Origin of the sequence: Enterococcus sp. AZ197, from assembly GCF_050556405.1 — a bacterium.
Classification (GTDB): Bacteria; Bacillota; Bacilli; order Lactobacillales; family Enterococcaceae; genus Enterococcus; species Enterococcus faecalis.
This window is the reverse complement of sequence record NZ_CP187873.1, coordinates 1,257,008-1,271,739: the sequence shown is the minus strand read 5'-3', so window position 1 is coordinate 1,271,739 and position 14,732 is coordinate 1,257,008. Positions and strand designations below refer to the sequence as shown.

General features: G+C 37.0%; 15 protein-coding genes and 1 other annotated feature. Of the genes, 3 read left to right on the top strand and 12 right to left on the bottom strand.

The window, feature by feature from the left end:
- The first annotated feature begins 153 nt into the window (after nucleotides 1-153).
- Both IGK82_RS06220 and IGK82_RS06215 read left to right on the top strand, forming a co-directional pair.
- Nucleotides 154-2,034: a fructose-bisphosphatase class III gene (locus IGK82_RS06220; protein ID WP_002394434.1), complete on the top strand. Its 1,881-nt coding sequence runs from the start codon at nucleotides 154-156 to the stop codon at nucleotides 2,032-2,034.
- Between the two features lie 154 nt (nucleotides 2,035-2,188).
- The gene (locus IGK82_RS06215) at nucleotides 2,189-3,076 is read left to right on the top strand and encodes a serine hydrolase (protein ID WP_002357668.1); all 888 of its coding nucleotides are present in this window, start codon (nucleotides 2,189-2,191) and stop codon (nucleotides 3,074-3,076) included.
- Between the two features lie 110 nt (nucleotides 3,077-3,186).
- On the opposite strand, the gene IGK82_RS06210 is transcribed toward IGK82_RS06215, so the two are convergent.
- The 12 genes from IGK82_RS06210 to IGK82_RS06155 form a co-directional block, all read right to left on the bottom strand.
- A complete protein-coding gene (locus tag IGK82_RS06210; RefSeq protein ID WP_002357669.1) occupies nucleotides 3,187-4,284 on the bottom strand; it encodes a hypothetical protein in 1,098 nt (365 codons plus the stop codon).
- Complete coding sequence (locus IGK82_RS06205) at nucleotides 4,285-4,794, bottom strand: RNA polymerase sigma factor (protein ID WP_002394433.1); 510 nt, start codon at nucleotides 4,792-4,794, stop codon at nucleotides 4,285-4,287.
- Between the two features lie 138 nt (nucleotides 4,795-4,932).
- Nucleotides 4,933-5,322 (bottom strand): hypothetical protein, encoded by a 390-nt coding sequence (locus tag IGK82_RS06200; RefSeq protein ID WP_002357671.1) that lies wholly within the window; start codon nucleotides 5,320-5,322, stop codon nucleotides 4,933-4,935.
- Nucleotides 5,323-5,396: 74 nt separating this feature from the next.
- Nucleotides 5,397-6,032, bottom strand: a complete 636-nt coding sequence (locus IGK82_RS06195; protein WP_002357673.1) for a V-type ATP synthase subunit D — start codon at nucleotides 6,030-6,032, stop codon at nucleotides 5,397-5,399.
- A gap of 4 nt (nucleotides 6,033-6,036) precedes the next feature.
- The gene (locus IGK82_RS06190) at nucleotides 6,037-7,413 is read right to left on the bottom strand and encodes a V-type ATP synthase subunit B (RefSeq protein WP_002394432.1); all 1,377 of its coding nucleotides are present in this window, start codon (nucleotides 7,411-7,413) and stop codon (nucleotides 6,037-6,039) included.
- Nucleotides 7,406-9,187, bottom strand: coding sequence for a V-type ATP synthase subunit A (locus IGK82_RS06185; RefSeq protein WP_002371187.1), 1,782 nt, complete (start codon nucleotides 9,185-9,187; stop codon nucleotides 7,406-7,408). The genes IGK82_RS06190 and IGK82_RS06185 overlap by 8 nt, the downstream gene beginning before the upstream one ends.
- A 17-nt stretch (nucleotides 9,188-9,204) precedes the next feature.
- The gene (locus IGK82_RS06180; RefSeq protein ID WP_002357676.1) at nucleotides 9,205-9,516 is read right to left on the bottom strand and encodes a V-type ATP synthase subunit F; all 312 of its coding nucleotides are present in this window, start codon (nucleotides 9,514-9,516) and stop codon (nucleotides 9,205-9,207) included.
- A complete protein-coding gene (locus tag IGK82_RS06175) occupies nucleotides 9,506-10,507 on the bottom strand; it encodes a V-type ATPase subunit (protein ID WP_002363908.1) in 1,002 nt (333 codons plus the stop codon). Before IGK82_RS06175 ends, IGK82_RS06180 begins: the two co-directional genes overlap by 11 nt.
- 16 nt (nucleotides 10,508-10,523) lie before the next feature.
- Nucleotides 10,524-11,105, bottom strand: coding sequence for a V-type ATP synthase subunit E (locus IGK82_RS06170; protein ID WP_002394430.1), 582 nt, complete (start codon nucleotides 11,103-11,105; stop codon nucleotides 10,524-10,526).
- 16 nt (nucleotides 11,106-11,121) lie between these two features.
- Nucleotides 11,122-11,595 (bottom strand): V-type ATP synthase subunit K, encoded by a 474-nt coding sequence (locus IGK82_RS06165; RefSeq protein ID WP_002363905.1) that lies wholly within the window; start codon nucleotides 11,593-11,595, stop codon nucleotides 11,122-11,124.
- A gap of 27 nt (nucleotides 11,596-11,622) precedes the next feature.
- Nucleotides 11,623-13,602 (bottom strand): V-type ATP synthase subunit I, encoded by a 1,980-nt coding sequence (locus tag IGK82_RS06160; RefSeq protein WP_002363904.1) that lies wholly within the window; start codon nucleotides 13,600-13,602, stop codon nucleotides 11,623-11,625.
- The gene (locus IGK82_RS06155) at nucleotides 13,592-13,915 is read right to left on the bottom strand and encodes a V-type ATPase subunit F (protein ID WP_002404376.1); all 324 of its coding nucleotides are present in this window, start codon (nucleotides 13,913-13,915) and stop codon (nucleotides 13,592-13,594) included. The genes IGK82_RS06160 and IGK82_RS06155 overlap by 11 nt, the downstream gene beginning before the upstream one ends.
- Before the next feature lie 116 nt (nucleotides 13,916-14,031).
- Nucleotides 14,032-14,079: a sequence feature (sodium ion sensor (DUF1646 type); this cis-regulatory element may regulate processes involved in with the transportation of sodium ions), on the bottom strand.
- Nucleotides 14,080-14,287: 208 nt separating this feature from the next.
- Between IGK82_RS06155 and nrdI the strand changes: the two genes are divergently transcribed.
- On the top strand, nucleotides 14,288-14,731 hold the full coding sequence (nrdI, locus tag IGK82_RS06150; RefSeq protein ID WP_002389303.1) for a class Ib ribonucleoside-diphosphate reductase assembly flavoprotein NrdI: 444 nt from the start codon (nucleotides 14,288-14,290) through the stop codon (nucleotides 14,729-14,731).
- The last annotated feature ends 1 nt before the right edge of the window (nucleotide 14,732 follow it).

The following is a 14,732-nucleotide window of genomic DNA, read 5'->3' as shown; positions in this document are numbered from 1 at the left end:
TAATTTTCCACATTCTTCTCTGACTTTCTCCTGTTGCTTTTTTTCGCCAAATAGCCTACAATAATTGGCATACGAATAAAAAACCTTTATTATCAAGACTTTAATCTTTTAAATCAAAATTGGTATATACGAAAAAGAAAGAAGGCAGATGACTTGGCTACACTGAACCGCGATCAACAAATTGAAGAAATTATTAATTTAGAAGCAATTTTGAATTTACCGAAAGGAACAGAACATTTCGTCAGTGATTTACATGGTGAATTTGAAGCTTTTGACCATATTTTAAGAAATGGTTCTGGGCGAATCCGAGAAAAAGTTCAATTTTTATTTAAACAAGAATTAAATGCCCATCAGATGGATGAGCTTTGTTTTATTATCTACTATCCAGAAGAAAAATTAACACTTTTAGAAAATGAAAGCGCCCTCTCTTATGAATGGTGGCTATTAACGATTCGCCGTCTGGTTGAAATCGTCCGTTCTTCTTCGATGAAGTACACACGTTCTAAAGTTCGCAAAGCCCTTCCTGAAACCTATGGGTATATTCTCGAAGAATTGATTTATCAATATGATGAAACAACAACCAAAAACGGTTACTATCAACAAATTATTGAAAAAATTATTTTACTAGGTGAAGCCAAACGTTTCGTGACAGAATTAGCTTATCTAATCCAACGTCTGATTATCGATCACCTACATGTTATTGGGGATATCTATGACCGGGGGCCAGCACCAGATAAAATTATGGACCGACTAATGTCCTATCACTCCTTGGATATTCAACTAGGCAATCACGATATGATTTGGCTGGCTGCTTATAGTGGTTCACTGGCTTGTTTAGCCAATGTAGTACGTATTTGTGCTCGCTATGGAAATTTAGATTTGTTAGAAGAACGTTATACTATCGATTTAACCGCCTTAAAAAAATTTAGTTTAGAAACGTATAAAGAAAATCCTGCTTTTGCACCCAAGAAAAATCCCTATCGTGCGTTAACTGAAGCTGAAAAACAAGTAGCGATGCGTGTGCAACAAGCCATTGCCATTATTCAAGAAAAACTAGAAGGCCAAATTATTGGTCGACGTCCTGATTTTAACTTGGCACATCGGCTACGCTTAGATAAGATTCAAGGGGAAACTATTACTTTTGACGAATGTCGTTATACATTAATTAACAGCTGTTTCCAAACCGTTTCTGAAGAGCAGCCTTACCAATTAACACGTGAGGAAAAACAGATAATTGATGATTTATTAACGCAATTTCAGTCTTCGCCGCGGTTAACAAAACACATGCGCTTTCTAATGGAAAAAGCCTCTCTTTACCTTGTGTATAATCAAAATTTATTGATTCATGGCTGTCTGCCTCTGAATGCGGACGGTACTTTTCAAGCTTATACATTTAAAGGCCACTCCTATTCAGGAAAAGCTTTAGTTGACTTCTTTCAGAAAATGTTAGAAGAAGCATACGCTCAGCCTGCTATTACAGATGACTATGCGACAGATTGTTTATGGTATCTTTGGTGTGGCGAAGGTTCCTCATTATTTGGCAAACGAGCTATGAAAACCTTTGAGCGTTATTTTCTCGCTGAAAAAGAAACACATTACGAAGAAAAGAATCCTTACTACTCTTTGCGTGATACGGTTGAAGTTTGTGAAAGAATCCTAGATGAATTTGAAGTGACTGGTGAAAATCGACATATCATTAATGGCCATACACCAGTTAAACGAACAAAAGGCGAATCGCCAATCAAAGCAAATGGCACGCTTCTCGTAATTGACGGCGGCTTTTCAAAATCTTATCAGACAATTACTGGAATTGCTGGTTATACATTGTTGTACAACTCGTTTGGTTTACAACTGACCGCGCATAAATCTTTTTCTAGTAAAGAAACAGCCATTTTAAATAATCAAGACATTCATTCCATCAAACAAGTCATCGATCGTCCCTTACAGCGGTTATTGGTGAAAGATACCACTATCGGCAAAGAGCTATTAAAGCAATCGCAAGCACTCCAAAAACAAATGAAACAAAACCAGTAGTGCCGTTAAAAAGACGCTTGCGCTCTTATCCGAAAAATGATTAAATGGAGGAGTTGAGAAAAATATCTATTAGAGAAACGGAAAGGGTTTTACATTGAAGAAACAGCAACTCTCACTATACGGCACCATTTTCTTTCTTTGCTTTTTCCTAATTGTGGGCTTCTTCTTCTCAAGTCGTGGCGAAGATTATGCCAAAGAATCTGAACAAAAAGTTACAATTGATTCCGCCAAACATGAGAAGCATACGAAAGACAAGGAAGAAAATAATTCAGCAAATACAGTATTTTTTGATAAAATAAATGACCTGCTCGTCGCTTCTGTCAAAGAATTTGAAGGAACGGTCGGGATTAGTTATTTAGATTTAGAAACTGGCGAACAACGTTCCGTGAATGGCCAACATGAATTTTATACAGCTAGTACTATTAAAGTGCCACTGACGATGTTAGTCGCCGACACGGTTGCTTCTGGTCAAAAAAAATGGACAGACCTGATTCCCTATAACGCCGAAGAAGATTATGAAGAAGGAACTGGGATCATTGCCTATAATATCCAACCAGAATATCCATTAAAAACGTTACAAGAATATGCCATCACCTATTCTGATAATATCGCTAAAAATATGCTCTATGACACATTGGGTGGTGATGCAAAAGCAAAACGAGAAATGTATCAGCGTTATTTGCACAAGACACCTTCGATTGAAGAGCCACAATTTTCTTCTGAAGATGCGCTTGTTATTCTACAAAAATTATATACTGAAAAAGCAACAAAACCAGATTACCAAGCGATTTATGACTCTATGAAACAAAGTGTTTTCCATGAAAGAATGGAAACTCCCACAACTCAAGGAAAAGTTGCTCATAAAATTGGTTCCTATGATGAATTTATTCATGATATGGGGATTTTAGAAACACCTCACCCCTTTGCTTTAGCAATTTTTACTAAAGGGCCTGATAATGCTAAGAGTGCTGCGTTTATTGCTTCAGTGACAGATAAGTTATGGCAATTACAGGTGTCTGAATATCCTAATGATAACCATTGATAATGAAAATAAAAGCATCTTTTTTTAATGACAACGCTCAATAAAAAAGATGCTTTTATTAGTAGTTATATTAATTAAAATATTTGTATTTTCCATAACCTTTTTAGCAATTATTTCTGAGTATTTTTTAACTCCAACGAACCTAATTCTTTTCCTGCTGCATCATCTTCATAAGAATTTCTAACGATTACTTTATATAATGACTTATGATCCAAACTACTTAAGTCAAAAGAAATGTTAATTGTAGCATCTTCCCCTTTATTAAAGCCACTACCAATTTGACGTGCAATAGGTATCTCAAGACCGTTTTTATAAACTGAAATTAGAATATCACGACTTTTTTTATTTTTTTCTGGATTTGGAATGTCCATAATCAGCGTAGTTTGAAGCGCATCACTTTGGGCCTTGATATTTTTAATTTTTTTCACGTTTTTAATGCTAGGTATCGTTTCTTTCATAATGGGTTGGTAAGGAATTTTAAACGTCCAATCGCCTTGATACTCTAATGCATTCTCAACACTAAAAGATCGGCTACTTGCTTTGATTGCTTCTTTTAATTCATTATCATGCTGTTCTTGATCTTCCCAAGCTAATCGGTAGATATGGAGCGTTAATTGATCTTGACTAACAAGTTTTTGCTTATTGAAAGTTGAAATCACTGAACCATAAAAAACATCCTTCTCGATTCTATATAACGATGTTGAACTTACACCCCCAAATAAATCTTCTTTGCTTCCTTCTCTAAATAACCCTAGTTGAATATCTTGAGAATAATTATTTCTAGCGATTTTTTTCTGTAATAACTCTTTTAATTTTTGATCTTTAATCTTAAATTGATAATCAAACGCCATTTTATTTTTTGTCGATACAAATTTTGTTAATACGATTTCTCGCTCATTTTGTACACTCCGCAATTCTAGTTTTGTTGGAACACCAGAAGATTCTACTGTTTGAACACCTGTATCTTGACTAATCCCCAACACCTCTTCTATGGCACGTCCAATGGGTGTTTTTACTATCAAAGTAAAAGTGGTAGCAATACTAATTAGCCCTATAATTAAATGTTTACGCGATATTTTTTTCTTTGGCTGTCTGTATTGTTTTATTTCTCCCATTAATATCTTAGTTCTTTGTGTGTTTAAACGTTCCACTGTTTCTAAAGGCATCTTTTTTTCATATTTTAATATATCACTTCGTTTTCTATCCATTTACCATGTCTCCTTTAAATATGTCCTTAATTTTTTTCGACCACGAGAAAGGCGAATTTTGATGGTATTTGTTGAAACATCAAGTTGCTGAGCGATTTCTTTTATACTAAATCCAACATAATAGTACATAACTAGCGGAACGCGATAATTATCAGGTAATTTATGTAATCCTTTATCCAAATCATATAAATCATCAAAAGCAGGAACAGGAGAATAAGTATCCATCCAGTGAGTTGTTTTCTGCTTTTCTCTAAAAATATTTTGAACTTGGTTTAACATTATTTTAAAAATCCATGAATTAAACGCATGTTCATTTTTTAATGTTGTTATTTTTTCCCATGCACATAGTTCAGTTTCTTGTAAACAATCAGCAACGTCGACTTCGTTTAATAGCATTTTATATGCAGCATTGTATAAAACTGTTTCATATTTTTGACAAAGGTGAACAAATGCTTGCCCATCTCCTTTTTTTGCTTTCTGAACTAATTTTTTTGTTGAAATTTTATCCATAAAACACCTCTTTTCATTTAACTAACTATTAGACGTTAAGTATCTGTAAAAGGTTTCATATTTTTATAAAAAAAATATCTGGGACAAAAGTCATTTTGACTACTGTCCCAGATACTAAAATTCACAATGAGTAGCTGGCTACTTTACAGACAACAACTTCGTAAAACGTTCTGCCAACATTTGGTGGGCATCAATTTTTTTGGTTCCTTGTGCTTTTGCTGCAAAACTAGCAAAGTTTAAGCCAGCCCCAAATAGTTGTAACGCACCGTTGCCTAAATCTCCCTTTTTAAGAGCTTCAAGCCCATCTTCGATAAATTGGTTACTTTCATCTAAATGACACTCAGGAAGATATTTCACGCCGTGATGATATCGTTTTACATTCAGAATGATTTGCTTCGCGGCTTCTTCTGAAATAGCCGCTCCCAAGTTTAACAGTAGCTCATTGATTGGTTCCACCAAGCGAGCATAGTCACTTTCGTACTTTTGACAATTCAGTGCAATCGCTTTGCGGCGTTCTTCATTTTTCATTTTTTCCACTCCCTTTTTTATTAAAAACGAGCCCGAAAGCTACCAACTGGCTTCGCACTCGTTCTTTCTAACCACTAATTTTCTTTGTTCATGCTTTTAATTTTAATTAAACGTGTAATTTCGCCACGTTCATTTTCTTCTAATTTCATTTGAATGTAGTAAATTGTTTCTTCTAATTGTGGAATCGTCATATACTCTAAGGCGTTGACACGACGACGCGTTTTTTCAATTTCTTTTGATAATAATTGGCACGTCTTTTCAACATTTGCAAGTGCTAATAATTTCGGTAAAATGCTTGAAATTTTAGCAAAAGCTTGATCAAGCTCGCTGTTTGAATTCACATAGCCATAATCTAAGGGTGCTTCTTGAACAGATTCATCGTAATCAAAAATCATTTTAGGAACTGGCACACTTAAGATGTTCTGTTCAATAATTTCTAATTCAACTTTTTCGGCTGGAATTGCCACTAACTCTTCAATAAAGGCTTCGTTCAACGTTGCGTTTGCCAATACAAAATTTGATAACGCATCCGTCACTTCTTGTTCAACCTGAATACGTAACTCATTGTTTTCTTTGACTAGCGCAATAAACCGTCGCATCAATTCATCTTGTTTGTCTTTCAGCAACTTATGACCTCTCGTGGCCGTAGTTAACTGTTTTTTCAATCGGGAAAGTTCCATGCGGGTTGGATTAACATTTAATCGAGCCATTTTTCTACTTCCCTTCAGTTAAATATTGATCGAGCATATCCTCTTTAATTCGTTTTAGTTCTGTTCTCGGTAGCATACTTAATAGTTCCCACCCAAGATCTAACGTTTCTTCAATCGAACGGTTTGTATCGAATCCTTGGTTGACATATTCTTCTTCAAAACGTTGGGCAAAGGCTGCGTAAATTTTATCGACATCGGAAAGAGCTGATTCTCCTAAAATGACAGCTAATTCTTTGGCTTGTTTCCCTTGTGCATAGGCTGAGAACAATTGATTCATCGTCGCTGCGTGATCCCTGCGCGTTTTGCCTTCGCCAGTTCCTTTGTCTTTAAGACGGGAAAGTGATGGCAATACATCAATTGGTGGTTGGATACCGCTCTTATATAGTTCCCGGGACAAGATAATTTGCCCTTCTGTAATATAGCCAGTTAAATCGGGAATTGGATGTGTTTTATCCTCCTCTGGCATTGTTAAAATAGGAATCTGTGTTACGGAACCTTTTGAGCCACGAATTCGGCCTGCTCGTTCATACAACGTTGCTAAGTTCGTGTAAAGATAACCTGGGTAACCACGACGTCCTGGAACTTCACGGCGTGCTGCTGAAATTTCTCGCAACGCTTCGCAATAATTTGTCATATCCGTCATGATAACTAAGACATGCATGCCCTTTTCATAAGCTAAATATTCAGCGGCTGTCAAAGCCATTCTAGGTGTTGCAATCCGTTCAATGGCTGGATCATTCGCTAAGTTCATAAACAAGACTGAACGATCAATTGCGCCTGTTTGACGGAAATCTTCCATAAAATATTCCGCTTCTTCAAAGGTAATCCCAATGGCCGCAAAAACTACGGCAAATTCTTCTTCACTATTTAACACGTTGGCTTGTCTGGCAATTTGTGCCGCTAATTCTTTATGAGGTAAGCCAGATGCTGAAAAAACAGGTAATTTTTGACCACGAACTAAGGTATTTAAATGGTCAATCGCTGAAATCCCTGTTTGGATGAACTCATCGGGATAATCACGAGCAACTGGATTGATAACTTCGCCGTTAATATCTAATTTTTTCTCAGGTAATAATTCTGGTCCATTATCTTTTAAGCGACCTAAGCCGTCAAAAACGCGCCCCATCATATCTGGCGAAACCCCTAATTCTAAAGGATGTCCCAGAAAGCGAACTTTTGAATCACGAATATTGATGTTACTCGTTCCTTCAAAAATTTGGACCATCGCTTTATCTCCATTGATTTCTAAAACTTGCCCTTGGCGAATTTCGCCATTTTGCATGCGTACTTCAATTAATTCTTCGTACTTTACGCCTGCCACTTTTTCAACAATCATCAGAGGACCAACGACTTCATTGATTGTGCGATATTCTTTAATCATTCGTCATTCCTCCTTCAGCAATGATTTCTTTTATCGTTGTTTTAATTTCTGCTTGTAAACGATCCAATTTTTCTAATTCTTCTTCTGGTAAATACTTGCTACGAGCAATGCGATCACGGATTTCAACTGTTCCCGCCATTAACTCAGAGAAATAAGTGCCTAAACTTAAGGCTTTTTGACCTTCTTCACCAAAAGTTAGAATCAATTGCAACATTTTCGCTTGTTTGGTTCGAGAAGTGAACGTATCCACGTCATCAAAAGCATTTTGTTGCAAATAGTCTTCCCGTAATGATTTGGCTGTTTCCAACGTTAAACGGTCTTTATCCGACAAGGAATCAATCCCAACCAAACGAACAATTTCTTCCAGTTGAGATTCCTCTTGTAAAATCCGCATCCCTTCAGCTACCATAGCGGCCCAGTTTCCTTGCAATTCCAAGTCTAAATATTGCCCTACTTCTGTGGAGTAAAGAGAATAACTTTGCAACCAGTTAATAGAAGGAAAATGACGTTTTTGTGCTAATTGAGAATCTAAGCCCCAGAATACTTTAACAACGCGTAACGTATTTTGTGTGACAGGTTCTGATATGTCCCCACCAGATGGCGAAACCGCACTAATCGCTGTAATGCTTCCTTCACGATGATCTTTTCCTAACGCGATGACTTGTCCTGCTCGTTCATAATATTCAGCTAAGCGACTACCTAAATAGGCTGGATAGCCTTCATCACCAGGCATTTCTTCTAACCGACCACTCATTTCTCGTAACGCTTCTGCCCAACGAGAAGTAGAATCCGCCATAATTGCGACTGAGTAACCCATATCACGGAAATATTCTGCAATGGTAATCCCTGTATAAATCGAGGCTTCCCGTGCCGCTACCGGCATATTTGACGTATTCGCAATTAAAATCGTCCGATTCATCAAAGACTCACCAGTTGTTGGGTCAATTAATTCTGGAAATTCATTTAAAACATCTGTCATTTCATTCCCGCGTTCCCCACAACCAACGTAAACGACTAAGTCGACATCGGCCCACTTAGCAATTTGGTGCTGAACGACTGTTTTTCCAGCGCCAAATGGTCCTGGAACTGCTGCCGCTCCGCCTTTCGTAATTGGGAAAAAGGTATCAATTACGCGTTGTCCGGTCACCATCGGTACTTTGGGACTTAGTTTTTCTAAAATGGGACGTCCCCGCCGAACGGGCCATTTTTGCATCATGCTAAAACTTTCCGTTCCTTTAGCCGTTTCCACTGAGTAAACTGTTTCATCAATGGCAAAGTCACCTGCTTTAATTTCGGCAATCGTTCCTGAAACGCCGAAAGGCACCATAATTTTATGTTGAATAATCGGTGTTTCTTGAACCACACCGACGATGTCACCTGCCGACACTTCTTCACCAACTGCCACAGTTGGTTCAAACGTCCATTTTTTCTCACGATCTAACGCATCAATTTTAACGCCACGGCCTAAAAAGTTACTGTGGGTTACTTCTTGAAATGTATCCAATGGTCGTTGAATACCATCAAACATTTCGGCAATTAAACCTGGGGCTAATTCAACAGATAATGGTTCTCCTGTTGAAATAACTGGTTCTCCTGGTCCAATGCCTGTTGTTTCTTCATATACTTGAATCGAAGCGACGTCGCCTCGCATTTCAATAATCTCTCCGATAACGCCTAAATCTCCTACATGACAAATGTCTTGGATACTAGCATCTGACATGTTTTCAGCTAAAATCAAAGGACCTGAAACTTTGACAATTTTTCCAATTTGCACGCTCATTCTCCTTTGCATTATAAAATATTTTGTCCAATTGCTTTTTCAACATTTTTTTCAATCTCACTTAAACCGATTCCGATTGTACCATTATGACTTGGGATTAAAATAATCGCTGGTGTCACTTGTTCTTTGTATCGTTCAATCGTTTCTTCTGCTAAAGTAGAGGCTTCTTCCGTTATGAAAATGACCCCAAACTTATTTTTTGCCATAGTTTCAATGGCTTCTCTAACTTGCATTTCTGAAATGGCATGATGGACCTCAAAGCCAAACAGTTTAAATGGTAAGATTGAATTTTTGTCTCCAATGACACCAATTTTATACCCCATTGACTTTTCGCATCCTTTCTCGAATTTTTTCATTTGAAAACCCACTATGTTTTCCGACCAAAATTAAACGTAGATTTTTCCATTCAACCTCTTTCGCATTCAAAAAGGCTAGTAATGGGAGCGGCCCAAAAGCAACCGTCCGACCGTTTTCATACATTGAGGTCAGGTAATCATCTTTGAGTTTTTCAAAAGCCAATAAATTTAATTCATTGGTTTCTTTATTGATAATCTTTTCTAATAGTTGTCCGTAATTCGTTGTTCTGACAAATGCTGTAAATTCTACAAGTGACTTTTCCGCATAGGTCAACAGCTCTTTCTTTGAGAGACTGCCAGCGCTAGAAAGCACGGTTGATAAAAAGTTACTGTTTTGATGTTGAACAATCCCTCTAGCCATCGTTGATAGATTAGTTAAATCAATAAAAGCGATGACTTCCTTCGTTAACTCTTCATACCCCAATTCATCCGCTAATTTTCGCTGTTGCTGTAAAAATGCTCGATCATAAAGGATATCAATTGCTTGCGGCAAACCGCCTTCTTCCAGATAGGCAAAAACATCACGGATCACTTCTAATAATGCTGGTTCAAGTTCGGAAGAGTTTTTTGTATGAATGGCACTTTTGACTGTGTTTAGAGAATAACGACCATCTTCTAAATAAAGATAATCAAAATCTTTACCTGTTCGCTCAGCTTTCGTCAAAATTTTCAAGTTATGGAAGGTAAAACGCATCGTATACAACGTTACTACAGCTGGTTCTGGAGCCATTTCATATAACCAGCGATAAAGACTTCCCAGCGCTTCAGAAGAATGGTAGTCAAATTTTTCTTCAAAAGTTTCGGTTAAATAAGGTTGATAAACCGTACTTTTTAACATATTTTTAACGTCTTCAACTGTTTCCGCTTCTAAAAGTTGTTGAAACTGTTGCTCAGAAAGCAGCTCCGTTTCTTTTAAACGAATCAGCGGATTAATTTGATGATACGTTGGTTTTCTCATTCTACGTCCTCCCTTCTTAACTGAAAAGTTTTTCTGCTACTTTAAATCCTTCTGTTTTTTGAATCTCTTCAACTAATGCTGAAAAGAGAAAATTATAATCCAAACCGTCTTTTGCAACGATAAAGCCACTTTCTTTTGGAACAACTTCCTCTGAAAGCTCCCATTGAACAGTAGCATCAGAAAGGGCGGTCAGCCATTCTTGCGTCACTTTCGTTTGAGAATACTCGCCTAAAAGAATGGTTGCTTTTCCTGTTAATTCAAGTGAGCCTAATTGTGCTTTCATAAATTGTTGAAATTCTTCCGCTGACCATTCACTCATCTTTAAGACCACTTCGTCAAATAATTGGTTAAGATATGCTTGTTTTTTATTTAATGCATCTTGACGAATTTCTAGTGTTTGCCGTTGTTGGCGTTGTTTAAATTCTTTTAATAATTGTTGTTGTCGTTTTTCTATTTCATGTTCTTGCTTCAGCAAAATTTCTTGTTGTGCTGCTTGGAATTCTTGATCGATGCGCGTTTGTTCACTGGTGACATAGGCTTCGATTTCTTGCTTTCCTTGCTGCTTAATTTCACTGATGATTTTTTCAATGGCATCCATCCATCTGCCTCCTCAATTATTTGACGTTCAATACAAGTAAGAAGGAAATTACGAACCCTAAGATGGCATAAGTTTCAACCATGGCAGCATAGATAATTCCTTTTGTTGCATGTTCTGGTTTCTTCGCTAAAATTTGGATCCCCGCAGCGGCTACACGACCTTGGGCAATCCCAGAGAACAATCCAGCAAAGGCAATTGGTAAAGCTGCTACAAAATAGTTCAATCCTTGAACCATACTCATATCGTTTCCTAAGTTAATATAAATTAAGAAAGCAATAACGAAACCGTATAGTCCTTGTGTACCTGGTAATAACTGTAAAATCAACGCTTGACCAAATTTTTCTGGCTGCTCCGTCGTTAAAGCTGCTGCTGCTTCCCCAGTAAAGCCAACCCCTTTGGCTGATCCAATCCCAGCAAAAATTGTCGCCATCGCCATTCCTAATACTGCAAAAACAATTCCACCATTATTATTAATTAAGTAATCCATCATCTCTATTTTCCTCCAATAAATAATTTTCTATTTTTTCTCAACATTGACATACTTTTCTTTTGTTTTTAGCGGATTAAACGCCCGGCCACCGCCTGTGTAAAATTTTCCAAAGAACTCAACATATTGCAAACGTGCGCCATGAACATAAGCACCTAATAACGATAAGAATATGTTTAACGCATGTAAAACAATTAACAGCAAGATGCCCACGCTAAAACGGGCAACTGGCGGCATGAACTCTACGAGCATATTAAACGCTGAAGCAATACTTCCCCCAGCAATTCCTAACGCCATCAAACGTGTATAACTAACTAAATCACCGACATAACCTGTCACACCGTATAGTCCATACAGTCCTTTGGCTAAGCCTTTTAATTTGGCCTTCGATTGAATCATTGGAATCACAATAATTGCAATGGCAGAAAGGCTAGCTAAAATCGCACCTGCTGTAAATAAGCCTTCATTTTTAACCACTAATTTACCAACGACTAACAATGCTAAACCAAACAAAATCCCTAACCAAGCGTAACTTTCGTTAATACTATCTAAATAGCGCTTTTGTTTTGATAACTGAATCCCATTAATCATTAAACCGACAACCAATTGGATAAACCCAAAAATAACCGATAAAATAAGAATCGTATTTACATCTTCGGTCGTTGATAAAATCGGAAATGGTGATTTGATTCCAAACATTGTTGGCGGTAATGCTGCACCAAAAAACGAACCGTAAATGAAGCCCCAAATAATTGTTGGAAATGATAAAATCAAGAAAAAGTCGGCAAAACGTTTCATGCCTCTCGGTAAAACAAATGCTTTCAAAGCAATAATAGACAAGAGTAGCATCAGTAAGCCATAGCCAATATCCGCTACCATCATGCCAAAAAAGACTAGATAAAACGGCATCATCGCAGGTGTCGGATCAACTTCTTCATATTTTGGTAAGCTATACATCTCTGTTAACATTTCAAACGGCTGCACCAATTTATTATTCGCTAGTTTAACTGGTATATCCGTCTCAATTTCCGCCTTCGTAGGATTTTCAAAAGTAAGAGCTATTTCGTCCTTAGGAACTTTTTCTTCAATCGCTGTCAAAATATCGGCTTTTTCTTCGACTGGAATCCACGTTTGCAAGATGAAAAATGATGAAGCATTTAACAAATGTTGACGTGCTTGTTCTCTTTGGATAACCGCCAATAAGACTTCTTCAGCCAAGCAAAACGTTTCATAAAAATCATGATAAGAAGCCAGTTGTTGCTTTAAGGCTTTTTCTTCTTTTTGTAAAATTTCATATCGTTCTTTGACTTGTTGATATGCCTCTTTAGGCGGAACATCATAACGGTATTGGAGTGGTTCAAAACTATATTGGTTTAATAACTCGGTTACACTCTGCTGATGTTCCTTCAGGTAAACGAGTGTAAAGTAACTATGATGCATACTTTGATAAATTTCTTCAAAATAAACCGTTGGCCATTGAGACAAAGCGCTCAAAAAACTGGCTTTATTGGCTAGATTTATCGAACCATGAACGACATAACTACTTTTTAACTGTTGTTTATGCGGTAAAATATCCAGATATTGCCAGCGGCCTAATAATTCTTCTTCGGCTTCTAATCCTTGACGATCCGTTTGAATTTGTTTCAAAGATTCTTGAATATTCTTTAATTCCGTCAAATAGCTTTGTAATGTTTTTTCATCAAAGGTTTGTTCCAACTCTTCCAAAGTATAGACTTTTCTTTTTATCTTTAACCCTTTTCCTGAAGAGCGTGTCAAAAATAAAAGAAGCTCTTGCAATTGTTGTAGCATCGTTTCATATTTACGTAGCTGTTCAGTTGACTGTTCTGCTTGTAAAAAAGAATATTGACTCTTTAAGGCTTGTTCTTCCTCAGGCGAATGAAAAATCCGTTTTACTTCGACAATTTGCAAGCCTTGAATGGCTTGTAGAATTGCTGCTTCTTTTTCGGCAGCGGCAATTATTGTCATTTTTTCCATTTTACTAACTGCCATAAACGTCTTTCACCCTCTCAATAATTGAATCAATGACTTGTTCTTTGTTCGTTTCGTAACGTTCGTGAAGCGCTTGTTCAGTGCGCTTTGTTTCATCTAAAAGTTGTTCTTTTTCAAGTTGTAACATCTTTTCTTGCGTTGCTAGTGAATCCGTCAGCACTTTTTCAACAGCTTCTTCACTCTCTTGACGTAGTTCAGCTAAACGTTCTTGCTTCTGTTCTTCATATAAACGACAATTCATCTTAGCTTGTTGCCGATGCTCTTCCACCGCATCTTCCGCTGCCTTGATTTGCTCTAGTACTTCTTGTACCATTGTCTCCACCTCCTTAGTTTTTACACCTTTAGCATATAAGAAAAAGGACTAGCGAAATAGAGATACGCTCAGCCCTTTTGTTTTAGGTATGCAAAAAGGCGCAAACTCAAAAATTGTTCTTCTCACCCCTTGAAGAACTGAATCCTTGAAGCTTTCGCCCAACCATTCTTTATTCAATACTCTACCATCTTAGCAAAGTTTTTCGCAAAATTCAATACTTACCCAAATGAATTAAAATAACAAATTTTCACTTTTATAATAGGTAATAAAAAGGCATTATTTTTTTCGCTTTATAATTATTGATCTTGAATTTTTTTCACATAGATGTGCTATACTTACGTAAACAATTAAATTTATTTGGAGGGATCTCTGATGAATATACGATATATTTCAATCTCTGGTAATACACGCTCATTTGTTCAACGTTTAACAACTTATGCTGAAGAGCAACATCAGCAAAACGAAAAAAATCCTACGATTACTTTCAAAGAAATTTCGGAAAATTCTCCGTTAGAAGTAGAAACAGAACCATTTTTTACCTTTGTGCCTACCTATTTAGATGGTGGCGATGGCATCAACAATGGCAATACCGAAATTTTAACAGAAGTCATGCGAGAATATCTTGCTTTTGAAAATAATTATCGTTATTGCTCTGGCGTGGTGGGCAGCGGCAATAAAAACTTTAACCACCAATACTGCCTGACAGCTAAACAGTATGCGGAACAATTTAACTTCCCCTTCTTAGCTGACTATGAATTAAGAGGTACCCAAGCGGATATTGAACGAATTTATGCTATTTTAAAAGAAAACCAATAAG